Consider the following 22,797-nt stretch of genomic DNA (forward strand, 5'->3'; position numbering starts at 1 on the left):
TGTCCGGTCATTGCGGTGCGTCAATCCTCCGCCCCCTCCCCGGGCCGCTGCTCCTCGCGGAACGCAGAGACGTTGAAGGTCGAGAGCACCCGGTGCGTCTCGTCCTCGGTCATGTCGAGCCACGGCAGCAGCCCGCGGGTGTTGGGACGAGTGCCGCTCCAGGCGGGGGAGGGGCCGAAGCAGCCGTAGCAGCCCCGCCCGTACGCCGGGCAGATCGCGCCGCACCCCGCGTGGGTGACGGGCCCGAGGCACGGGGTGCCGTGCGCGACCATGACGCACACGTTCCCGCGGCTCTTGCATTCGAAGCAGACGCTGTGGCCGGGTACGTCGGGCCTGCGTCCGGTCAGGTGGGCCGCCAGCACCTCGATGAGCTGGCGCCGGTCGATCGGGCACCCCCGCAGTTCGAAGTCCACCGGTACGTGCGCCGCGATGGGCGTGGACCGCGCGAGCGTGGCGATGTACTCGGGACGTGCGTAGACCACGGAGGCGAACTCCTCGACGTCCGCGAAGTCACGCAGTGCCTGGACGCCTCCGGCGGTCGCGCATGCCCCGATCGTGATCAGCTTGCCCGACACCGCCCGAACGTGCTGGATGCGGTCGAGGTCGGCCGGCGTCGTGATCGATCCTTCGACCAGGGAGACGTCGTACGGGCCGTCCCCGGCGGCGGCGGTCGCCTCCAGGAAGTGTGCGATCTCGATCCGCCCGGTGAGGGTGAGCAGCTCGTCCTCGCAGTCCAGAAGGGTCAGCTGGCAGCCGTCGCAGGAGGCGAACTTCCACACGGCCAGGGTCGGTCGTCTCATGGCTACAGCTCCCTGACGGTCAGGAGCGGCACCGCGCGCTCGTACGGCAGGACGGGCCCGTCGCGGCAGAGCAGCAGCGGCCCGAGCTGGCAGTGCCCGCACCAGCCGAGCCCGCAGCGCATATTGCGCTCCAGAGACAGCCGGACGTCGGCAGGGCGCATCCCCAGCCCGATGAGCGCCTCGGCGGTGACGCGCATCATCACCTCCGGCCCGCAGATGAACGCCGTGGCGTGGGCCGGATCGATCTCGGCGGCGCCCACCAGCGCTGTGATCAGGCCGACGTGACCGGCCCAGCCGGGGGTCGGCCGGTCGACCGTGACCTCGACCTGGGCGCCGTTCGCCCGCCACATGTCGAGTTCACCGGCGAACAGCAGTTCATCCGGGGTGCGCGCACCGATCAGGATCGAGATCCGGCCGAAGGCGCTCCGGTCGGCCAGGGCGCGCAGCACCACCGGCCGCAGCGGGGCCAGCCCGATCCCGCCGGCGGCGAGCACCAGATCGCGTCCCCGTGCCTCGTCCAGCCTCCAGCCGGTGCCGAACGGTCCGCGCAGCCCGATGATCCGCCCCGGCCGCGTCCCGCACACGGCGCGGGTGACGGCGCCGACGGCGCGGACGGTCTGCTCCAGTACCGGCCCGCTTCCCCGCGGGGTGGAGGGACTCCGAACCTCCTCGAACGGCCCGACGCGGCTGACCGAGATCGGCACCTCACCGATGCCGAACACGTACATCATGGTGAACTGGCCGGGAACGGGCTCGGAGACGGCCGCCTCGACGGGCTCCAGCGCCAGCGTGACCGTGTCCGCCGTCTCAGCGTGGCGGTCCGTCACCCGGTACGGGACGGGCGCCATGGGGCTGTGCACGGCGGCGGGGGTCATCGGAGTTCCTCCGGGTGCGCGTACAGGTCCAGCATCCGGACCCTGGTGGCCATCAGCCGGTCCAGCATCACGGCCCCGAAGCGCAGGAGAAGGTCGTAGCCGAGGCGGAGGTCGGCGGCGCACAGCTCCCGCACCCGCCGGCCATCGAATCGGAAGGCCGTCACCGGCGCAGCGGCGACCGCACCGAACCTCCAGCGGTGCGGCGGGAACAGCCACGACCACCCCAGCATCGACGAGGCCGGCAAGGTCTCCACCACCACCGCGCCGCGGCCGGGCACCTGCAGATCCAGCGCGACCTTGCCAGAGCGGAGCAGCCAGAACCGCTGGGCAGGATCACCCTCCTCGAAGAAGCGGTGTCCGGCCGGGGCGGCGACGGCGTCGGCGGTGGCCGCCAACGCGGCGCGGTGCGGCTCGGCCATCCCGGCGAAGAAGCGCTCTTCGGCCAGCGCGCCGGCCGTGACGGGCTTCGTCTCCTCCAACTGGCCCGACCTCCTCTGAGAAAGGGTTCACACCGGGGCCATGGTCGAGAACCGATGCGGGACATGCGGCCGTGCCGACGATCCACAGTTCGCGCAGGGCGCGGTGACGGATCATGGACACGCTGCACGGGTCGAGCCGATGCGGAACCGGCCCCGACGCAGAGCCACAACGCCGCCCTCACGGCCGTTTCATCAGCACTTGTGGCCGGGCCGTCGCAGTCCCCCCTCGCGACGGCCATGCCACGTACCCACCTGCTACGGCATCGGTCCAGTACCCGCAGTGGCTCCTCGCTGAACCACGGCCTGAGCAATCCCACCTACGGGTAGACGGCTGACGGTTGGGGATGGACGCTAGTGGTCGATCATGGCGATACGGCTCCGCACCGTGCAAGCGGTGGAACCTGCAGGTGTGGAAGCGGCTGTGAAACAGGCCACGGCCCAACCAGACCGCCGGGACGAGTGTCGGCACCGTCACCGGTAGCCAGATCAGGTCGCCGGCGGGCGCCCCTGCCGTCCGGCCCCGCGCGAAGAGCACTCGCCGTTCCATCGAAGCCCGGACCTCCACGCCTTCCACCCAGGACCGGTGCTCCCAGGGACGGGGACTCTTCGGCACCGGGCACAAAGACCGTCCGAGCAGGGACTCTTGACTCTAGGATCACGCGCGGCTGGGAAAGAGCCTGGAGACGGGAGTCGACAGCCGAAGGAGAACACGATGTCCGAGCCGATCGTCGTCGGCATCGACGGCTCCGAGGAGTCGGACCGCGCCGTGCGCTGGGCCGCGGCCGAAGCCGTGCTGCGCGAACGTCCCCTGCACATCGTCCACGTGCTGGAGAGCTGGCCTTACAAGGCGCCGGCGTTCATGCCGGCCGAAACCACCGAACGGATGACCCGCGTCGGGCACCGGCTGCTGACCGCGACCCGCGAACGCGTCAAGGAGCAGTGGCCCGCTCTGAAGGTCACGACCGCCCTGGTCGCCGAGGAGATCCCGCAGGCCCTGCACGCCCAGTCGGACAAGGCGTTCGAGCTGGTGCTCGGCAGCCGGGGCCGCGGCGGGTTCGCCAGCATGCTCCTCGGCTCCACGAGCCTGCGCATGGCCGCGCGCCCCACCGTCCCGGTCGTGATCGTGCACGGGGACGCCGCCGACCGCGGCGAGGTCGTCGTCGGCATCGACCTCCTGCGGGACGTCGGCCCCGTCCTGGACTACGCCTTCGAGGCCGCGGCGCTGCGGGACGCCCGGCTGCGCGTCCTGCACGCCTGGCAGACGCTCGGCATCATCGACGCCGGCCTCGCGATCGATGCCGAGCAGATCGAACTCGATCTGCGCACCGAGGTCACCGAGACCTACCAGCCGCTGCGTACCAGGTATCCGCGCGTGGACGTCGTCGACGAGATCATCCTGGAGCATCCGGTGACCGCGCTGTCCAACGCCTCCGCCAACGCGCGCGTTCTCGTCGTCGGCGCCCACCAACGCCACTGGACCGCGCCCCAACTCGGCTCGATCGCCCACGGCGTCATCCACCACGCCCAATGCCCGGTCGCCGTCATCCCCTCCACCTGACCCGGCTCACAGCATCCGGAACACCGCCACCGTGCTCAAGCACAGCAATGAGGGATGCGCGGCGTAACTGTGCTATCGCACAAGCGGTCACGGTGACACAACGGCCCTGTCGCCCGGGACGACGTCCAACTCGATGCCGTCCTTGTCCATGTGGAGCCTCCTTGAAAGTCCAGCGGTGCGGTCAGGGCCAGGGGCCGCAACAACGGTTCCCGCCGCCAGTCCGCTGGTCTTGAGGTCGACTTCGACCTGGGGCACCTCCGAGCGGCGCCTTGAGTTGCGGAACTTACCCCGCCAGCACGGCACGTCCAGAGCGGGCGACCTGGCCAGGTGGCCAAGGACAGCCGTGAGCGGACTGGGTGCGGGCGCAGGCATGAAATCGGAGATGAGCGAGCCGACAGCGATCGGACATGATCGGGCAGAAGGTGGCTGCCAGCTTTAGGAGTGATATGTCCTGGGATCTGCCTGGCGCCATCGGATTGGATAGTCCGGCGGATCTGCCAGTCCAGCGATATAGAGCTCCTTGTAGGCTTTCGGGTCCGGATTGACGGCGCTTACGACGTAGGGTCGTCTTTGGTCTCCGATGTGTACGCTGCTTGTCTTGGAATCGGCCACGACATCCATCTTCAAGGTGAAGGAACAGTAGTGGCGCACGGTCCGAGCTGCAATTTCAAGCGCGATCGTCTCGCCACGCTTGAGTGATATGGAATTTTCCCTGAAATAATCCCCTTGCATCGTGCCATCGTCGGTTACGAATTTAGCATGCGGACTTGGAGTGTCCAGGTCGAATTCTACTCGCGTGCTCTCCTCTGCACCTGCGGTGGGGTCGAGGAAGAGTGTGCCTGTCAGTGGTTCGGTGCACTGCGCCAGTGCTGTCATATCGACAACCCTGACCGGATCACTTCTATTTCCTCGGAGCACGAGTTTGATGATCGAGACATTAGGGTCCACGCCGCCGTTTCGGCGAAACCATGCCTCCTCGGCGTCGGTAGGGGTAGCCGACTGCTTGTGCATCTGATTGAGTGCTGAGAGTTCAGCATCGGTAAGCTGCATCGGCTGGCGAAATACCCAATCTCCCGCCTGTTCGCCCTCACTGCGCTGGACGCGGGCCAGTTCGACGGTGACAGGATTTCCCCTTGGTCGATTTCCGTAGGAGTTGATGCCTTTTTGGATGCTCCACGCGCCCACGCCGACCAATATTGGAGTGATGATCGCGGTAGCGATCCATTTGAAGGCCGGTCGCTGCCACCATCGATCAGGGGTCCGATTCTTCTTGGAGTTTCCTGTTGGGTTCGAGTTTGACATCCGTTCTTCCGATGTGCATGAGATCATAGTTCGTATTCGTAATTGACTGAACGGCATCGTTCCCGGTAATGGTGGGTTAGGCGATGTCGGCGACCGAACGATACCCAGGTCTGGTCTGGGCAACCTGCAACAGGGCAAGGTGGGCTTGCGGCTTCATAGATTTTACGTTCTCCAATCTCCTAAAGGCTGTCCCGTAACGCCAGCCGGTAAAGATCGTTGATCTCGATGTGGAGCGGTTGATCACGGGCGATCGGGACGAGTGGATGCCGGTGTTCACCGGCCTGTCGGTGCGGCAGTTCCGCCGTCTGGTGCGGATCGTCGCAGGTCGTGGCGGCGAGCAGACCGGCACCGGGCGACGCTGGAGCCTGCCGCTGGCCGACCGGGTCCTGCTGATCGCGGTGTACTACTGCACCAACCTGACGCTGCGGCAGGTCGCCCTGCTGTTCGTGGTCTCCAAGTCGGCCGCGCACCGTGTCGTCGACCACCTGGCGCCCCTGCTCGCACTGGCCCCGGTCACCCGCCGGCACGGCCCCGAGGCCGTGCTGATCGTGGACGGCACACTCGTCCCGGTCCATGACCGGACGATCACCGCCTCGTCCAAGAACTATCGGTACTCGGTGAACATGCAGGTCGTAGTCGACGCCAACACCCGGCTGGTGGTCGCGGTGGGACGTCCGGTACCGGGCAACCATAACGACTGCACGGCCTACCGCGACTCGGGCGCGGACCGAGCCTGCCGGGGTGCGCACGTGATGGCCGACGGCGGCTACCAGGGAAACCGGCAGGTCATCATGCCCTACCGGCGGCCCCGCGACGGCAGCCAACTGCCGATCTGGCAGCACGAGTTCAACACCGTCCACAAACGGGTGCGCGCCCGCATCGAGCACACCTTCGCACACATGAAGTGGTGGAACATCCTGCGCAACTGCCGCCGCAAACGCGACGGAGTCCACCACGCCACCCGCGGCATCGCCCTCATGCACAACCTCACGATGGCCGGCTGACCCGGCCCAGAGGGCGCAAAACCACCGGCCGCACGCCCGGCCGCGCTTCTCTACCATTACGGGACAACCTTTAGGCTATCCGATTCGCGTATTTCATTCACTTTTCCGCCTGTATTGGCACAAGCGATGACTCTGGAGCGAATGATCGCCGGTCCGGGGACGGCTCCGGGCAGTAGACGGCTCGGGGGCCGCCGGCCGAACGCCGGCGCAGCGGCAGGCGGTCCCATCGACACCGACGACCACGTGCCGGGCCATGACCACCTTCTCTCCACGATCTACAGCTGTCCCAAGCGAGGACCGGTGCCCGGCAGACCAGTCCCGTGCGATGCCTGCTTCGCCGCATCTCTCCAGGTGGCGGTCATACTCGGCCGCGTACGATGACGACGGGGCAGTGCGCATGGTGCAGGAGTGCCTGGCTGACCGAGCCGAGGAGCAGGCCGGTGAAGCCGCCGCGGCCACGGGCCCCGGCGACCAGGAGCCGAGCATCGCGGCTGGCGTCGATGAGAGCAGGCCGGGTCTGGGCTCGCAGCAGACGGGTGTGCACGGCGACGTCGGGATACTTCTCAGGCCAGCCCGCCAGCGCTTCGGCCAGGACGCGTTCCTCCTCGTCCCGCAGCGTGTCGATGGCGGACACCGCCGGCAGCGGATCGCCCGGGCGGGTGGAGACCGGCTCGGTCCGCGTGCTCCCAGCATGCAAGGCGATCAATTCGGCCCCGAGCATGGAGGCCTCGGCGAACGCGAAGGCGATGGCCGCCTCACCGGCAGTTGAGCCGTCTACGGCGAGCACGACCGGTCCGCCGGGATCGGCCCTGCCGCGAACCACCAGCACTGGGCAGTGAGCATGAGCGGCCAGATGCACCGCCGTCGAACCGACCAGCAGACCACTGAAACCGCCCAGACCCCGGCTGCCGACCACCACCAGCGCGGCCTCACGCGACTCTTCCTCCAGCACCGCCACGGCCGTGCCCGTCGCCACCCGAGAGGTGACGGGTACCTCCGGCGCCACCGACCGTGCCCGGTCCACCGCCTGGCTCACGAAACGATCAGCCATGTTGCGGAACCCGCCGGTCCGCGGGCCGAGCGGCGAAGGCCCCAGCGGCACCCGCAGCAGCGGCCAGACGAAGGCATGAACCACCCGCAGCGGCGCACCTCGCAGCCTCGCCTCCCCAGCGGCTGCCTGCACTGCGGTCAGGCCCGACTCAGAACCGTCCACTCCCACCACGATCGGATTGCTCATCAGTGCCCTCCTCGGCAGCTCGCGGAGACAAGGCCGCACGCAGAAGTACTTGCCAGATGCCCCTGCTCCTTACGGCATGCCTGCCCATGTCCTTACTCACAGGCTCGTCGGCACTCCCTGCCACTGACAGGGGCGAACGTCCCGCAACCAGTAGCCCGGCGCCCTAACCCCGTCGGACATGCGATCCGGCACTGCGTCCGCCGCCCTGTCGCCTGGTCGCCTCGGCTGACGGCCGGGGCACGGGTCTTCCAGCCCGCCCAGGCGGGACCTTCGGCACTCATACGCCACGCGGTCCGTGGTGAGGCTGTGAATGAAGGACGAAATCAACGAGGGAGGCGACTTTCCGATGGAGGAGATCAGGGTCGTCCACCGTGAGAATGACGCCTTCACCGTGCTCATCCGGGACCACGTGATGGACGTGGATCAACCGTACGTCTCGGGCGGCATGGACGAAGGCCCGACACCCGTCGAACTGTTCGTCGCGGCCCTGGCGGCATGCGCGGCCCACTATGCCCGCCGCTACCTCGCGGGGCGTGCGCTTCCGGCAACCGGAGTGGAGATCACCGCCGGCTTCGTGATGAACCCCGGCGTTCCGACTCGCGTCGCGCGGATCCGCCTCCACCTGCGACCCCCGGTCGATGTTCCGGCGGAGGCGCTGAGGGGCTTGGAGGCCGCTGTGGGCAGTTGCACCGTGCACAACTCGATCCTCGATGCGCCAGAGGTCGAACTGGACGTGCTCAGCACCGTGTCCGAGGTTTGAGTGGGCAGGCCATGACGGAAGTTCCATGGCGGCCGCTGTGGTGGATGGAGCCGGGCCGGGGCCGGCGTTCCGCCTCTGGCTGGCCGAGGCGGTGGGGAGGCATCTTCCGGCCTGGGCAGGTCGGCCTTGCTCAGTCCCATGGCGTTGCCGGGCTAGGCCGGTGAAGGCCGGCCGCACCGTCATCGGGAGGGGCTGATCAGGACGCGTGTTGCCCCGGGCACTGTGCGGGCCAGTACCTCGACGATCCGCTCGGCCTGCTCGTCGTCGCACCCGCTCAGCCGGACCACACCGTCCTCGACTGTGACCTCCCAGGCGCCGCCGTCCGGTGCGTAGGCGGCGATGGAGGCCAGGACGTCGTCGCGGATGCGGGCGTCGCCCCGGGCGAGCGCCGCGATCAGGTCGCGGCGGCTGATGACACCGACGATCGCGTCCCCGTCGAGGACGGGGACGCTCTTGATCCTCGTCCGCAGCATGGTCTCCGCCAGTTCGGCGACGTCGGTGGTGGGGCGTGCCGTGCGGACGTCGCGCGTCATGACCTCATCGACGTGCCGGGGCTCGGGCGCTCCCGGGGTGCCGCTCAGCGGCCTGGCGAAGGCTCGGGGATCGGCCTCGAACGCGCCGCGCAGCAGGTCCATCTCGCTGACGATTCCGACCAGTCGGCCCGTCGCGTCGGCGACCGGCAGCGCGGTCACGTCGTGCTCGAGCAGCACCCGCATGGCCTGGCGGACGGTGGCCGACGGCGTCACCGTCACCGCAGGCGCGGTCATGGCTTCGCGGACGAGCATGGTCATCTCCTCTCACCGGGCCGCCCCTCAGGTGAGGGCCGGAGAAGTGCGCCATCGCGTCTCATCTCACTTCGAGCACGAACGAGAACGGAGAGCATCGAACCGAGCACTCGGATGCGATGCCCTCCGCTCGCCGGTTCATCACTTCTCAACGGTGATCCGCTTGGCCTCGGCCTTGGCTGCCTTGGGCATCGGCACGCGGACTATGAGAATGCCCTTGTCGTAGTAGGCCTTGATGTCATCGATCTCGGTGGCGGCCGGGAGGGTGAAGGACCGGGTGAAGGAGCCGTAGCGGAACTCCGACCGCTGCCCCTCCCTCTTCTCCTCGTGGCGCTCGGCGTGGATGCGCAGGACGCCTCCGGTGACGGTGATCTCGATGTCCTTGTCGGGATCGATGCCGGGCAGCTCGGCGCGGATGACGTGGTCGCCCTCGTCGACGTAGTTCTCGACCCGCATGGCCTGGCCGGTCCCGGTGCGGAAAGCGGTGAACGGCGACTCGATCCAGTCGAACAGTTCGGGGAAGATGCCGCGCGTTTCGCGCCGCTCCAGTGCGCTCATGGTGCCTCCCTCGGCTCGGATCTGAGTGATGCCCAGGGTGAGGATCCGATCCGCATCCGGATGCTTCACGCTCCTCATCGTGGGATCCACCTTCATGCTGGCGCCGGAAGCGGATCGTCCCCACGGCCATGGGTCACCCGTTGCAGGGACCAAAGTCATCCCGTGTCGATCCCTGCGAGGTCAGGTGCCTGGTGATGTTGTCCTGCCGTGGAGTGGGCTCACTTGGGAACCCGGCGCGGTGCCCGACTTCGAGCTGCCCCTGTTCACCGACAAGGACAGGCTGTTCGAGGTGCGCACCGCGATGCTGGACGAGGCCGTCCGGCCGTGGAGGCGGCGTTATCCGGAGGTTGCCGTGCGGGTGTCGCTGCTGCTGGAGCGTCCTCGCGAGGCCCTGCTGGCGGCGGCTGACGCCGATCTGCTGGTGGTGGGGGACCGCGGCGCGGGGGGCCTGGATCCGCTGCTGCTGGGCGCGACGAGTTCGGCGATGCATGCACCATGCCCCCGTGTGCGGTGGCGATCGTGCCGCAGCCCCGGCCCACCGCCTGACCAACGCGGTCTTGTCCCCACAACCACATGACCATCGTCGGCCGCCCCCGGGAGAACTACCGAGGCCCGGAGCGCGTTCGGCTCGCCGGTCGAGGCGACCTCAACGCCTCACTCGCGCCGCTTCCCCAGTGCGGGCCGAGTCGGCTTTGAGCTGGGCGGCGAGCGCGGTGGCCTGGGTGCGGCGGCTCATGCCGAGCTTGGCGAAGATGCTGGAGATGTAGTTCTTGACGGTCTTCTCGGCGAGAAAGAGGCGCTCGCCGATCTGCCGGTTGGTGAGGCCCTCGCCGCTGAGGCCCGTTCGGTGGGGAGGTGTCCGCCCGGCCGAGGACGATCAGCTTCGGCGATGAGGCGGACGATTCTGACCTGACCGCGGAAGGCCGATGGCTCAAGGTCCCGCCCCGGGCGCCCGCACTACCCGGCACCGCGCCGGTCGCGGGCGGGCGGGCTGGACCCTGGGCCTTTGCCGCCGCTCGCCGCTGCGCGTCGCGCACGCTCGGCAGGTCCCCGCGGGTGTCGCCGAGTCCGGGTGCGCCGTTGGCGAGCGCTCATCGTTCGGGCCCAGGCTCGGCTCCGTCGGCCACGGCGTGATCCGTCACGCTGAATGCCTTGTCGCGGTCGTCGGCCGGGTCCCGTAAGAAGGGCCGGGCCGTTCGCCTCGACGAGCGGGGGACCTCCGCCCCTGCTTCACCAGCCGGTGTCTTCGAACGATGGAGAGGCAAGCGGCCAGGCGAAGGAGGTCGTCATGGAGGCCGAGCAGCGGGGTGTGGAGCTCTACATCAGCGAGGACGGCACGGACACTCTCGTGCGTGCGGCCCGGTTCACCGGTGGCGAGAGGAAGCCGGTTAGGTACGGCCGGGCGCGCCGCAACCCGGTCGACCGCAGGCTTCCGGAGGTCGGTGAGGAGCCGGCCGTCAGCCGGGCCCTTGCGGATCTGGCCGATCGGTCGCACGGAATGGCCAGCGAGGACATCGCTCAGTTCGCCGGTCCGGCATGAAGGCCGGACGCGGCACGAAGGCCGGGCCTCCGGCTCCCGCCGTCTCGGCCAGGCCGGCCGGGCGGTGGCGGTATCTCGCGCTGCCCGCCTTCGGTGTGGCGGCTGCGTCGGGCGCCATGTCGCTGGGGGCGCCCGCCGATGTGGTGTTGTGGACCGCTGCCGGCTTCACCGGCGTCCTGCTGGCGACGTGGCTCGTGATCGGCTTGGACGCTGTCCGGCCCGGCAGGCGGGCCGATTCCGCGTCTCCGTTCTTCGGCGAGCCCCACGGTGGAGACAAGTCGGAGCGGTCCGGCGTCTGAGTGGGTGCTGATCGACGGCGTGCGGGGTGAGGCCAGGCGGTCTACGGAGGACCCGGACGCGGTGCGGATTCCGCCGCGGGTGCTGACCCGGGCGGCTTAAGCTCACCCGCGATCTTCGTCGCCCAGGCGTCGATCTCCGGCCAGTCCCGGTAGTCGCCGTACCGGAGGCCGAGCAGTCTGCAGACCAAGCGCCCGGCGAGAGGGATGTGCTCGCGCCGGAAGACCCCTGAGAAGAGTCGGTGTTCGCGGATGGCGAGCATCCGGTGGAGGTCGTCCGCGAGCAGGGCCTCTTCCTTGGGGCCGTAGCCGCGCCAAGGGCCGCGCAGCGCGGCCGGCATCCCGACGCTGAACAGCCACACTGGCCGCTCGGCGAGGGTGTTGCGCTCCCGTTCCAGGAAGCCGGTCGCCTCGTCCAGCCAGGCTCGGCTGTGGACGGCGCTGCCGAGCACGAACGCCTCGTAGGAGTCGGCGTTGCGCACACTGCTCATGGTGCGGACCTCGACCCGCTCACCGTGCTCGGTCAGTACCGCACCGACCCGCTCGGCGATGCTCCGCGTGGAACCGTGCACACTTGCGTACGCCACCAGAACAGTCATGTCGTCACCCCCAGTCCCGTGAGCGCCGCGGCGCCTCGGCAGTTCGTCGGCGGACGGATCGCCGCCAGTCTCCGGGCATCGCAGAAGGCCCGGGCGAACGCGTCGATCACTCGGGCCAGTTCGATCCCGAAGCGGCCGGCGGTCGGCAATGTCCAACTCGACGGCCGCCACCCGAGCCACAGCGGTCCCGTGTCCTGGCAACATCGTGAGCTGCGCGGACGCTCTCCGCGAGATGGCGCTTAGACCCATGACGATCCTCCCCGTGGACCCTGCCGGTGACACCAGGCTCCGTCGCCGTCCACGGTGCTGCCAGAGCCGAACGTCCCGATGGCATCCCGGGCAGAAGACCACCGGTTCGGGATCAAGATCGAGGTGGTGCACCGACCGGTGCCGAAGGGCGGACGGTGAAGGGACCATTGGCCGCTGTCGGATGCCGATCACGTCTCCAGCTTCAGGAACGGGATCGTGAGGAGGTGCGCGGTGGTCGCGTCGGCGATACGGACCGAGGGTTTGACCAAGCGTTTCGGACGGGTGGTCGCGGTGGACGGCCTCAACCTGGGCGTCGAGCGCGCCCACCGGCACGTCGGCTACGTCGCCGGCTACGTCGCCGGGGACGTAGCGGTATGGCCGCAGCTGACCGGTATGGAGACGCTGACGTATCTTGGGAACCTGTACGGCCATGTGGACGTGCCGTTCCGGGACGAACTCATCGAGCGGCTGCGGTTCGACCCGGGAAAGCGGACCCGCTCCTACTCCAAGGGCAACCGGCAGAAGCTCGCGCTGATCGCGGCGTTGATGACCCGGCCGGACGTGCTGCTGCTGGACGAGCCGACGTCCGGCCTGGACCCGCTCATGGAGGCCGGGTTCCAGACGCTGGTACGGCAGGCGGCCAGGCGCGGGCAGACCGTCCTCCTGTCCTCCCACATCCTTGACCAGGTCCAGGACGTTTGCCACCGGGTGGCGATCCTGCGCGAGGGGCGGCTGGTCGAGGTCGCCGCGCTGGAGGACCTGCGCGGGCTCGGCGGGACGGTGCTGGAGGCGATCGTCGACGGCCTGATCCGGCGCGGCGTCGGCTGGCTTGTGGCGGTCGTTGCCTTCTATGTCGCGGTCGAGGTCTTCTCCTACGAGCAGACCTATCCCGATGCGGCCTCCCGGCAGAAGCTGGCAGCCCTTTCGGACGATCCCGCGATGCGGATGCCGCAGGGCATTCCGCACGCGGTCGACACACCCGGCGGATTCGCCGCCTGGGACGCCGGCTGGTTGCTGGCCGCGATCATCGGCATCTGGGCCGCTGCTCGTCGCGGGACGGCTGCTGCGCGGCGCGGGGGAGTCCGGCCGCGGTCGGCGTTCTGCTCACCGCGGTCGGCGTTCTGTTCTTCGAGCGTCGAGACCTCACCGGCGACTGACCGCGCGGAACGCCAGGGCGGCGGGCGGGATCGGGAGCCAGAAGCTGAGGAACCGGTAGATCAGCACGGTCAGGACGGCCTCGGTCGGGCCCGTCCCGAGGGCGACCAGAGCCAGGACGAGGACGGGCTCGACGATGCCGAGCCCACCGGGCAGTGGACCGAGGAGACGCAGGGGGACAAGCAGGAGATGGACCGCCGCCAGGACGACGGGGGAGAGCGGTACGTTCATCGCGTGGCCCACGGCGACGAACGCCAGCACGGAGCAGCTGGTCACCGCGGAGTTGCCGGCCAGGAGGGCGATCAGGTGCCGGGGTCGGCGCAGCAGCGGGGGCAGGCCCGCGGCGGCCGCCTTCAGTGGCAGGATGATCTCCGCTCGGCGGCGCCACATCCCTGCCGTCCCCAGAGCGGCGACAGCCGAGACGGCCAGGATCAGCGGCCGGGACCAGGCCGGTGAACGGAGCGTCTCCCCTCCCTGCACCGCGGCGGAGGCCAGAGCGAGGGCCAGGGCGACCAGGTGGACGAACGCGCCCGTCAACCGGGTGAGCGCGACGGTCGCGGTGGCCTCGTGCGGCCCCGCGCCGTGCTCGCGGAGGTAGGCGCTGAGGACGGCGGTGCCACCCCGGCCGGCCGGGTGCCGGCGGGACGCGTAGGATGCGGCGACCTGCCGCACGCAGGCGTGTCCGAAGGCGAGGCCGCGTGGGGAGGCGCCCATCAGGGAGAGTGCGCCCGCCGCATAGGTGGCCGCCACCAGCAGCACGGCGACGAAGAGCCAGCGTACGCCGGTGTCCGCGAGGACGGCCACGGGAGAGCGCAGGCCTGCGATGCCGATGAGTGCGTGATAGGTGACATAGCCGGCGAGGATGAGCAGCAGCAGGAACCACGGCCGGGACGGGATCCGCGACAGGGGGCGAGGGGCGGCGCGAGTTGCGCCCGCGCAGGTCAGGGCGGCGCGGAGTTCGTCCAAGAGCCCGGGGGCGTCCCGGAGTCTCATCCGGGTGGACCGGGCCAGCGCCAGAGGTTGCAGGTAGGGGACGGCGGCGTCGACGGCGGACGCCCCGAGGACGTCCACGGCGGCCTGGACGGACCGCCGCGGATCGGTCACGAGTGCCGTGGACACGAGGAGTTCGGCCACGTCCTGGGCCAGCCGCTCGTCGCTCGCGGCGTCCTCGGCGAAGCCGAAGTCGACGAGCACCGGGTCGCCGCCGGTGTCGATGAGCACGTTCGCCAGGCGCAGGTCGCGGTGCGCGATCCGTGCCGCGTGGAGTTTGGCGACCTCGCCCCAGAGGCGGCGCAGGCGGGCATCGTCAAGTGCGGCCGAGGCACCGCCGGTATCGACGGTTTCCTCCGCAAGAATCCAGGTGCCTGCTCCGGCAGGTGCCACGCCGAGGACGGCGGGGACGCGTGCGCCTGCGGATGCCGCGCGCATCAGCATGTACGCCTCATGCTCCACCTGGCGTTTGGGGCTCGCCATCATCGTCTCGTCCTCGACCTCGCGGTAGAGGAGGAAACGCGAGATCTTGAACAGTAGATCCGCGTCGCGTTGGTCACGGCCGAGTGCCTTGACGAAGACGGTGTGCCCGCCGGGGCAGCGGGCGGTGAAGGGAACCGAGCCGCGCGCGTCCGCCTTCACCGGTTCGACGACGGGCTCGGTCAGGCCGCAGCGGGAAAGGCCGGCGGCGACCTGCGCCGGCGTCGGGACGTGGTCGGGCGTGCCGCGCGCGAGGTGCACGGCGCCGCCGACCGCCCAGCCGAGGGCCGCGCCGGCGACGACGTCGAGCGGGAAGTGGGCGCCCACGTAGACGCGGCTCAGCGGTACGGCGACGGCGACGGCCCACAGGGCCCACCGGACCGGTCGTCGCACGTGCGCGGCGGCCACGGTGGCGAGAGCGGCGGCCACGGCCGCGTGGCCGGAGACGAAGCCGAGCCCGCCCTCGTGCGCACCGCGCAGCACGACCTCCGACAGCAGCGCGCCGGGACGTCCGCGGTCGGCGACGTCCTTGACCAGCTTGGCGAGCAGCCAGGCCAGCGAGCCGGCGAGGGCCAGGTCGACGGCGAGCCGGACCCGGCGGACGGTCAGGGCCGCCGCCGCCATCACCCCTACGGCACCGAGTGCGCCCGCCTGCATCACGACGTTGACCGGCCAGAACAACCAGCCGGGCAGATCGTTGACGAGCCGGAAGACGCCGGCCTCGGGGCGCAGCAGGAACCCGTCCGCCGCGAAGATGGCGAGGGAGAGGCAGACGGCGAGCCCGGCGGCGAGCCGGATCACGTCGCCGGGGTGCCGTGCGGTGGCGGGCGCGTCCGGTGGGAACGGACTGGACAGAGCGAACACCCGTCGGCGCCCCGGCCATCGCCTGCCGGCCGTCTGCCGGGCGGACACCGCCGGGCCGACGGCATCCAGGGCGGCGGCCGTCGCCCGGTCGCGGGTCGTGACCGCGGAGGTCATGGCGACCAGCCTGGCCGCGTCCTCGTCGAGCAGTGCCGGTGCCGTGTCGGTCTCCGCCCGTCCCCAGCCGACGATCCAGGGGCGCCCGTGCGGATCGATCAGGACGTTGTCGGCCACGAGGTCACGGTGGGCGATGCGGTCGCGGCGCAGCGCCGCGCACTGCCGCCACAGATCCTCCAGTGCCACCTGCGTGAGCGTGTCGGCCGTGCCGAGCGGACGCGCGTCGATGTGGTCCATGACCAGCGCCCAGTCGCCCGGACCGGCCTCCGCCACGAACCGGAGGGCCGGTACCCGCGCGCCCGCCCGGTGAGCGCGCATGAGCAGGTACCCCTCCTGCTCGGCAAGGTGCTTGGCGGTGGCGAACGGTGGCTCGCCGGGCCTGCGCCGCCACAGCCGGCCGAACCGGTGGAGGACGTCGGCGTCGCGCTGGTCGCGTCCGATGGCCTTGACGAAGAGGCGCCCGGCGGAGGTCGTCACGGCGTAGGGCGCGGCGCGCCTGAGGTCGCCGGGCACCGCGCGCACGTCCGTGACTGTGAACCCGTGGCGCACGAGCGTCTCGCGTATCGCCGTCAGTCGGGGACGATGCGCGGACGTCCCGATGAGCAGAAGCGCTGCCGCGCCCACGGCCCAGCCCAGGGCGGCACCGCCGAGGACGTCCACGGGGAAGTGCGCTCCCACGTACACCCTGGCCACGCCGACGGCGGCGACCACCAGCCAGAGGACGCGCCTGTACGGGCGGGGAAGATAGGCGCCGGCCACCGTGACCAGCGCCGCGGCGACCGCGGTGTGGCCGGCGATGAAGCCCGTGCCGGACGGCGTCGCGTCGGACCGCAGCACGACATCGTCCAGCAGCGCGGCGGGTCGCGGCCGGCCCGACACGTCCTTGACGACCTTGGCCAGCAGCCACGCAAGCGTCCCGCCCATGGCGAGCGTGACGGCGAACCGGAACCTGCGGAGGGCCGCGGCGGCCGGCGCCGCGACGGCGACGGCGCCGACCCAGCCGGCCTGCATCACCAGCCACATCGGCAGTTCGACGGAGTCCGGGAGAAGGTTCACCAACCTGAACAGGTCGATGTCCCAGCCGGGCACGCCCCGGCTCACCGCGACCAGTACCAGCAGCGCACCGAGGGCGAGCACCAGCCGGACGGCGTCCATCGGGTGACGGAACGCGACCTCGTGCGGCCGGGCGGCGGCCGTCGGCCGGAGCCACCGCCACCACGCCCACGCCGCGCCGCCCGCCGGAAGGTAGAGCAGGTAGGTGAAGAAGCGGAACAGCAGGACACCGGCGGTGGCGGCGGGCAGGTCCGCGCCGGTGAGGTCGAGCCCGCCGATCAGCGCGAGTTCGAGAACGCCCGCGCTGCCGGGAGTGAGGGGAACGGCGGTGACCTGCCGGGCCACCGTGTAGACGGTGAACGCCTCCAGCACCCCGACCCGGGACACGCCGGCCGCCTGCAATGACACGTACAGCACCGCGAACACGCAGACGTGGTAGCCCACGGCCGACAAGGTCAGCGCCGGCCACCGGGCGCGGATCAGTTCGCGGGCCTCGCCCTGGAACCGTCCGACGTCACCGGTGCGGTCGCTGATCCGGCGATGCAGCAGCCGCGCGACGGGACGCGCGGCGCGGAAGAGGCCGGCCACGATCGCCGACGCCGCACGGTCGCTCCACAGCATGACGGCGGTCAGCATGACGAGGACGGCGGCGAGCCACAGCCCGAGGGCGCCCGCCCCGCGGACACCGGGCAGGACGTCCGATGCCATGGCGAGCATGCCGAGCGCGAGCAGCGGCAGCGTCAGCCGGGCGACGAGGTTCCAGATGCCCGTCACCAGCACCTGCAGCGCGATCGGGCCGGCCCGGAAACCGAGGTCCCGGGACATCCTGACGTTCAGCGCCGCACCGGCGGCGCCCCCGCCGGGCAGGGCGTAGGAGAGGGCGGTGGTCACCACGTTGACGACGGACGCGGGCCCGAGCCGCAGTCCCGGCAGCGCCGCGCTCAGGCCGATCGCCGACAGCAGCACCGACAGGGCCGTGAACGCCGACAGCACGATCAGGTCCAGGGCGCTCACCCGCGTCCGCAGGATGTCGGTGACCTCCTCCAGATCGACGAGGTCGGGCAGTACCTTCCCGAAGATCGCGGCGACGAGGAGCAGGGCGAGGACACGGCCGAGCCAGGTCCGGCCGCGTCCCCGTCCCGCCCTGCGGCCCCCGACGGCCGGCGGGCCGGTGGGGCGGCCCTTGGAGGTCTGGACGCTCACCGGTCAGGGGATGAGCGCGTCGAGAGTGGTGAAGGAGTAGCCGGCGGCGCGCAGGCCCGTGATGATCGCGGGAAGCGCGTCGGCGTCCAGCGTCGTGCCGTCGTCGGGGTTGGCGCCGACGTGCATCAGCACGATCATTCCGGGCGTCTTGGCGGCCAGGACCCGGGCGATGACCTTGTCCGCGGTCTGCCCGCCCGAGGTGCCCTGCCAGCCGAGCGAGTCGACCGACCAGCCGACCGGGACGTACCCGAGGCCGTTCAGCAGCGTCACGTCGGAGGCGGTGTAGGCGCCGTAGGGGAAGCGGAACAGCGGCACCGCCTGCGCGCCGTTGGCGTTGAAGATCGCGGTGCGGGCGGTCGCGACCTGCGCCTTGGCCGTCGCGTCGCTGATCTTGGTGAAGTCGGGGTGGGTGTCGCTGTGGTTGCCGATCCGGAACCCCGACCCGGCCAGCAGGTTGCTGTAGACGGGGAACCCGCGGGCGAAGTCGCCGACCAGGAAGAATGTCGCCGGGACGTTCTCGCGCTGCAGGGCGGCGCGGATCGAGGAGACCCCGGAGGCGTCCCACGCGGAGTCGAACGTCAGCGCGGCGACCTTGGACGTGGTGGGGACCTTGGTGACGTTCTTGCCGCGCAGCGCGGACGGCACGCCGGGCGGCGGCCCGGGCACCCAGGCCTTCACATCGGTCGTCCAGGCGGCGCCGGTGATGGTTCGGCTCCAGAATGCACCGTCGCGGCCCCGTCCGACCGACACGGTCTTGCCGCCGGCGAAGGCGGCGCCGGGCCCGTCGACGTACAGCCCGCCCATGATCTGCCAGTCGCCCCACGAGCCGGTGTAGGCGCGGACGCGCAACCGGTGGGTGTCGGCGTTGCGGACGAACACCCAGACCTTCCCGGTGGCGCTGTCGGCGGCGATGCCGGGAGTGCTGTGGGTGCTCTCGCCGAGGGACGTCCAGTCCGACCAGGAGGTGCCGATGCGGGTCCGGGTCCAGACGGCGTGATCGCGGCCGGCGACCACGATGCGCACGGTGTCGGCGCCGGTCACGGCGACGGCGGGTGCCGAATCCGCCGTCATGTCCAAGGCCGTCCAGGTGCTCCAGCCGGCGCCGGGGGTGTAGGTCTTGGTCCGCAGCACGTCGGCGGCGTCGCGGACGAACACCTCGACGCGCCCGTCGGGGTGCCCGGCGGCGGCCGGTGAGGTGCTGATGAGCAGGTCGTCGACCTTGGCCCAGGGCTGCCACGTGCCGCCGGCGCGGACGCGCTCCCAGAGCCTGCCGTCGACCCCGCGCCCGTACACGCGGGGATCGCCGCCGGCGAAGGTGACGGTGGCGCCGCCGATCAGGCGTCCGGCCAGGTTGAGCGGAGTCGACCAGATGCCGTCGACCAACCGCCGGTACAGCACGTTGGCGGTGGAGGCCCGGTAGGCGACGTCGAACCCCTTGCCGCTGGGCCAGCCGGCGATGCCGGGCGTGTAAGTGGGGACGTCCTCGGTCGCCGCCGCGCGGACGGCCGCAGTGGGGGAGGACGCCGCCAGGGCGGGTGCGGTCACCAAGGTCGCCGGGAGCAGCACCGCCGTCGAGAACGCTGTGAAGCGTCGCATCGGAGTTCACCGTCCTTCGGTGGGGACTCCAGCGTCCGCTCCCATGTCCGCCCGGAGGAGTGACGAAGGTCCTGCCACCGCTGCCGAACGTCGGCGTGTCAGAACTTGGAGGTGTCGTGGACGTCGGCGAGGGCGAAACGGTTCTTCTTCTCCTGCGAGAAATGCGGCCGCAGGACGTGCACGTGCTGCTCGTCCAGCCGCCGATCGCGGCGAGTTCGTCGTCCGGCATCGACCTGCTGCGGGACGTCGGCGCCGTCCTCGACTACGCCTTCGAGACCGCCGCGCTGCGGGACGCCCGGCTGCGCGTCGTGCACGCCTGGCAGACGTTCGGCACCCTCATCGAGGCCGGCTACGCCGTCCATGGCGAGCAGAGCGAACTGGACCTGCGCGCCGAGGTCGTCGAGGCCTGCAAGCCGCTGCGCGCCATGCGGGGGGACGCCATCACTGGACGTGCCTGAGGAGCGCCTACCGCACTTTGTAAAGCAGAAGCAGCTCTATGACCGCATGCCGGTGGGCATGGCCGCGCGACCGCGCCGCAGCAAGCACGGGGATGCCGTCGCCACCGACATCTGCGGCGGTGCGCAGTACCGCAGGCCACGTCGTCCACCCCCATCAACCCGGAACCTGTGGTGCAGCGGTGCCCTTGCGCCAGCTTGTCGCCCCTGTCCGAGCCAACCGAACGAGTTCAAGGATCACCCATGCCCGCATTCCATGTGGGCCAGCGGTATTACGTTCGGGCTTCAGGAGCGACGATCGGAGAAACGGATGGCCGGAAAGGTCGAAATCAAAAGGTAGCCAGAGGGAGATACCAATTGCTCGTGATCGCGGACATCGGGTTGCCCTCTGGCCTCCTCCGCTACGGAGGCACATCAAACTGGACCAGCTGTGCATTGCACAGCCGAGTGTGCAGGTAGCGTCGGTGAAATGACTACACAACGTTAGGGTGGTTGGTAGAGGCGCGAGGTGTTGATTATGGGAGATCGTAACGGACCTGATCTTCCTTGAGGTGCTCTGTACTGCACTCAAGGTTCCTGTCTGACCTGCACTGATGCCGGAAAGCAGTGAAGCCGGTATATGATCGGTCGTGTTCACACCGAAGAGGTCACTGGTTCGAACCCAGTATCGCCCACCCCTTACGACACAGGCCCTCCCGCTCACTCGCGGCAGGGCCTTCCTGGTCCACTGGGGCAGATTTGGGGCATGATCTTGCCCCGCCTCAAATGTGTTCACGAGATCGCCGTCCATGTTGCTCACTCTGCGTAGCAGAAGCGGCCGTCAGCCAGCGGGTTCCGCATGCCGACGCCGACATCGAGAGCGTGGCGGCACGGTTTCTGAGTGCAGCCGGTGGTGGTTCTCACCGGCGGTGACCAGGAGTCATCCGGCGGTGCCGGTGCCGACGCCGTGGACGGCCACCAGGCGCGGGTTGATGTCGGTGGCGAGGAGGTCCAGAGTTCGTTCAGTTCGGTGATCTCGATGGTGAGTTGCTGGAGGCCGCGCGCAGTTGACTGCGCGGATGGTCGGGGGCGGTGACGTTCAGGGCCTTGATCTGCCGTTGGGCGTCGGCGCGGTGCTGGGTGGCGCAGCGGCGGGCGATGCACAGGTTTGCAAGGCTTCGACACGGCGGTCACGTTGTTTGAGGTAGCCGACAAATGCGCCGTCGGCACCGCCCACGACTGCAGACTGGTGGTCTGGGTTTGCACGGAGCTCTCGGGTGCTGTTGAGCACGGCGAGACGGGCGCCACCGTCGGAGAACGCCATACCGCTCACATGGTGCTCCCCGCGCCTCCCCGCGCGGGAACGGCTCGATCACCTGCGCCGGATGGGAGAAGTCGGGCACGTACGCCCAGCCCCCGCTCGTCCCCCACGCACGGAACATTACGCTCCGTAACGATCCTTGGCGGTCGGCGGGGTCGCGGTGCGGAGGGCGCGGGGGTCGAGCTGCGCCAGGACGCTGACCGCGGCGAGGGCGGCGGCGGCGCCGAGCGCGGCACGCATCCCGGGGACCCCGTAGCCGGTGAGCGACCAGGTCGCGGTGGCCAGCGCCGGGCCGAGCGCGACGCCGATCTGGCGGGCGAGGCTCGTGGTCGCGCCGGTGGTGCCGAGCAGGTCGCGCGGCGCCTGCGCCATCGCGAGGGCCTGGTTGGGGCCGGCGAACAGCCCGGCCCCGGCGCCCGCCACGGCCAGCCGCCAGACCAGGTCGGCGGGTCCCCAGCCGGCGCTGACGGGGAGCAGCAGGACGAGCCCGGCGGTGACGGCGGCGGCGCCTGCGAGCGCGACGGCGCGGGCGCCGAGCCGGTCCGCGAGCGCGCCGGCCGCCGGGCCGGTGGCCAGCACCGCCGCCGGGAAGGCGAGCATCGTCAGGCCGATCTCGGCGGGCGAGGCCGTCCCCGACCGCTGCAGGTGGAACGGGATGAGGAACTGCGCGCTCATGACGGCGGCCATCTCCGCCGCCAACGCGAGGTGCGGGCCCGCCATCCCGGGCGATCCGACCAGCGCGCGGACCGGGCGGCTGTCGGGGAGCCGCCGCCAGGCCAGCGCGAAAGGTACGGCGGCGGGGGCCAGCGCCAGCCAGGCCGGGCCGTGCCCGGCGCTCAGCGACAGCGCGAGCAGCAGGGTGGCCGCGGCGCCGCCGAGCAGGGCCGTCTCGGCGAGGCGGGCCCGGCCGGGCAGGCGCAGCCGCTCGCCGGCGGCCAGCGCGGGACGGCCTGCGGCGATCACCAGCAGGCTCACCGGCACGTTCAGGAAGAAGATCCAAGACCAGCCGAGCCGCTCGATGGCCAGGCCGCCCAGGGCGGGTCCGGTGACGCCGCCGAGCGGTCCGAGCGTCATCACCACCGCCATCGCCCGGCCGCGCGCCTCCGGCCGGACCGCGATCGTGGTGAGCACCGGGACGAGCGCGAGCAGCAGGGCCGCGAACGCCCCTTGGACGACGCGGGCGCCGATCAGCCAGCCGATGCCGGGCGCGAGGCCGACGGCGGCGCTCGCGGCGCCGAACCCGGCGACCGAGAACGTGAGCGCGGCGCGCTGCCCGACCAGGTCGAGCCAGCGCCCGGCGGGCAGCGTCAGCGCGATCAGCGGCAGCATGTAGCCCAGCACGACCCATTCGGCCACGCTCGGCCCAGTGCCGAACCCGTGCTCGATGGTCGGGAGCGCGACGTTGACCACGGTCACGTCGAGTTGGGCCATGAAGACCGCGATCCCGGCCGCCGCCACCAGCCGCCAGCGGTTCATGGCGCACCCCCAGAAACTTGACGTCGTGTCTACTTGTTAACATAGACACGGTGACAAGTTCGTGGCAAG

The 22,797-nt window shown here is 70.5% G+C and carries 18 protein-coding genes and 2 pseudogenes; 8 read left to right on the forward strand and 12 right to left on the reverse strand.

Annotation, left to right across the window (positions count from 1 at the left end; all coding sequences use genetic code 11):
- Positions 1–20 precede the first annotated feature (20 nt).
- Genes AB0K34_RS07280 through AB0K34_RS07290 form a run of 3 tightly spaced genes read right to left on the reverse strand, consistent with a single transcriptional unit; the run spans position 21 to position 2,154 of the window.
- Entirely contained in the window at positions 21–800 is a 780-nt protein-coding gene (locus AB0K34_RS07280; RefSeq protein WP_138632369.1) for an oxidoreductase, read from the reverse strand.
- A 2-nt stretch (positions 801–802) separates the two neighbouring features.
- Complete coding sequence (locus AB0K34_RS07285) at positions 803–1,675, reverse strand: FAD/NAD(P)-binding protein (RefSeq protein WP_138632371.1); 873 nt, start codon at positions 1,673–1,675, stop codon at positions 803–805.
- On the reverse strand, positions 1,672–2,154 hold the full coding sequence (locus AB0K34_RS07290) for a cyclic nucleotide-binding domain-containing protein (RefSeq protein ID WP_205719041.1): 483 nt from the start codon (positions 2,152–2,154) through the stop codon (positions 1,672–1,674). The genes AB0K34_RS07285 and AB0K34_RS07290 overlap by 4 nt, the downstream gene beginning before the upstream one ends.
- Before the next feature lie 712 nt (positions 2,155–2,866).
- Between AB0K34_RS07290 and AB0K34_RS07295 the strand changes: the two genes are divergently transcribed.
- Complete coding sequence (locus AB0K34_RS07295) at positions 2,867–3,712, forward strand: universal stress protein (protein WP_138632374.1); 846 nt, start codon at positions 2,867–2,869, stop codon at positions 3,710–3,712.
- Positions 3,713–4,147: 435 nt separating this feature from the next.
- On the opposite strand, the gene AB0K34_RS07300 is transcribed toward AB0K34_RS07295, so the two are convergent.
- Positions 4,148–4,897: a hypothetical protein gene (locus AB0K34_RS07300; RefSeq protein ID WP_301174100.1), complete on the reverse strand. Its 750-nt coding sequence runs from the start codon at positions 4,895–4,897 to the stop codon at positions 4,148–4,150.
- Positions 4,898–5,277: 380 nt separating this feature from the next.
- Here AB0K34_RS07300 and AB0K34_RS07305 point away from each other — a divergent pair, with 380 nt between their 5' ends.
- Positions 5,278–6,018: a transposase gene (locus AB0K34_RS07305; RefSeq protein ID WP_138632439.1), complete on the forward strand. Its 741-nt coding sequence runs from the start codon at positions 5,278–5,280 to the stop codon at positions 6,016–6,018.
- Between the two features lie 358 nt (positions 6,019–6,376).
- Here AB0K34_RS07305 and AB0K34_RS07310 read toward each other — a convergent pair whose 3' ends face one another.
- Entirely contained in the window at positions 6,377–7,255 is an 879-nt protein-coding gene (locus tag AB0K34_RS07310; protein WP_138632380.1) for a universal stress protein, read from the reverse strand.
- Between the two features lie 310 nt (positions 7,256–7,565).
- Between AB0K34_RS07310 and AB0K34_RS07315 the strand changes: the two genes are divergently transcribed.
- Positions 7,566–8,015 (forward strand): OsmC family protein, encoded by a 450-nt coding sequence (locus AB0K34_RS07315; RefSeq protein WP_364546269.1) that lies wholly within the window; start codon positions 7,566–7,568, stop codon positions 8,013–8,015.
- Between the two features lie 179 nt (positions 8,016–8,194).
- Here AB0K34_RS07315 and AB0K34_RS07320 read toward each other — a convergent pair whose 3' ends face one another.
- Positions 8,195–8,800: a CBS domain-containing protein gene (locus AB0K34_RS07320; RefSeq protein ID WP_138632383.1), complete on the reverse strand. Its 606-nt coding sequence runs from the start codon at positions 8,798–8,800 to the stop codon at positions 8,195–8,197.
- A 141-nt stretch (positions 8,801–8,941) separates the two neighbouring features.
- Complete coding sequence (locus AB0K34_RS07325; RefSeq protein ID WP_138632386.1) at positions 8,942–9,358, reverse strand: Hsp20/alpha crystallin family protein; 417 nt, start codon at positions 9,356–9,358, stop codon at positions 8,942–8,944.
- A gap of 238 nt (positions 9,359–9,596) precedes the next feature.
- Between AB0K34_RS07325 and AB0K34_RS07330 the strand changes: the two genes are divergently transcribed.
- Positions 9,597–9,935: a universal stress protein gene (locus AB0K34_RS07330; protein ID WP_171068784.1), complete on the forward strand. Its 339-nt coding sequence runs from the start codon at positions 9,597–9,599 to the stop codon at positions 9,933–9,935.
- 69 nt (positions 9,936–10,004) lie between these two features.
- On the opposite strand, the pseudogene AB0K34_RS07335 reads toward AB0K34_RS07330, so the two are convergent.
- Positions 10,005–10,190, reverse strand: a pseudogene (locus AB0K34_RS07335) (LuxR C-terminal-related transcriptional regulator); the annotation flags it as partial.
- A gap of 456 nt (positions 10,191–10,646) precedes the next feature.
- On the opposite strand from AB0K34_RS07335, the gene AB0K34_RS07340 reads away from it, so the two are divergent.
- Both AB0K34_RS07340 and AB0K34_RS07345 read left to right on the forward strand, forming a co-directional pair.
- A complete protein-coding gene (locus AB0K34_RS07340) occupies positions 10,647–10,898 on the forward strand; it encodes a dsRBD fold-containing protein (RefSeq protein ID WP_138632392.1) in 252 nt (83 codons plus the stop codon).
- Positions 10,895–11,197 (forward strand): hypothetical protein, encoded by a 303-nt coding sequence (locus tag AB0K34_RS07345; RefSeq protein ID WP_138632394.1) that lies wholly within the window; start codon positions 10,895–10,897, stop codon positions 11,195–11,197. The genes AB0K34_RS07340 and AB0K34_RS07345 overlap by 4 nt, the downstream gene beginning before the upstream one ends.
- A gap of 41 nt (positions 11,198–11,238) precedes the next feature.
- On the opposite strand, the gene AB0K34_RS07350 is transcribed toward AB0K34_RS07345, so the two are convergent.
- Positions 11,239–11,793, reverse strand: coding sequence for a flavodoxin domain-containing protein (locus AB0K34_RS07350; protein ID WP_138632397.1), 555 nt, complete (start codon positions 11,791–11,793; stop codon positions 11,239–11,241).
- A 540-nt stretch (positions 11,794–12,333) separates the two neighbouring features.
- On the opposite strand from AB0K34_RS07350, the pseudogene AB0K34_RS07355 reads away from it, so the two are divergent.
- A pseudogene (locus AB0K34_RS07355) lies at positions 12,334–12,705 on the forward strand (ATP-binding cassette domain-containing protein); the annotation flags it as partial.
- A gap of 480 nt (positions 12,706–13,185) precedes the next feature.
- Here the strand turns inward: AB0K34_RS07355 and AB0K34_RS07360 are convergent.
- Both AB0K34_RS07360 and AB0K34_RS07365 read right to left on the reverse strand, forming a co-directional pair.
- Entirely contained in the window at positions 13,186–17,901 is a 4,716-nt protein-coding gene (locus tag AB0K34_RS07360) for a lysylphosphatidylglycerol synthase domain-containing protein (RefSeq protein WP_301174101.1), read from the reverse strand.
- A 3-nt stretch (positions 17,902–17,904) separates the two neighbouring features.
- Positions 17,905–19,497 carry a polysaccharide deacetylase family protein gene (locus tag AB0K34_RS07365; RefSeq protein WP_205719042.1) on the reverse strand — a complete coding sequence of 531 codons (1,593 nt, stop codon included), beginning with the start codon at positions 19,495–19,497 and terminating at the stop codon, positions 17,905–17,907.
- Positions 19,498–19,658: 161 nt separating this feature from the next.
- On the opposite strand from AB0K34_RS07365, the gene AB0K34_RS07370 reads away from it, so the two are divergent.
- Entirely contained in the window at positions 19,659–19,955 is a 297-nt protein-coding gene (locus tag AB0K34_RS07370) for a hypothetical protein (RefSeq protein WP_138632403.1), read from the forward strand.
- Positions 19,956–21,372: 1,417 nt separating this feature from the next.
- Here the strand turns inward: AB0K34_RS07370 and AB0K34_RS07375 are convergent.
- On the reverse strand, positions 21,373–22,728 hold the full coding sequence (locus AB0K34_RS07375) for an MFS transporter (protein ID WP_138632406.1): 1,356 nt from the start codon (positions 22,726–22,728) through the stop codon (positions 21,373–21,375).
- Between the last annotated feature and the right edge of the window lie 69 nt (positions 22,729–22,797).

Source organism: Actinomadura sp. NPDC049382, assembly GCF_040677125.1.
GTDB lineage: Bacteria > Actinomycetota > Actinomycetes > Streptosporangiales > Streptosporangiaceae > Spirillospora > Spirillospora geliboluensis.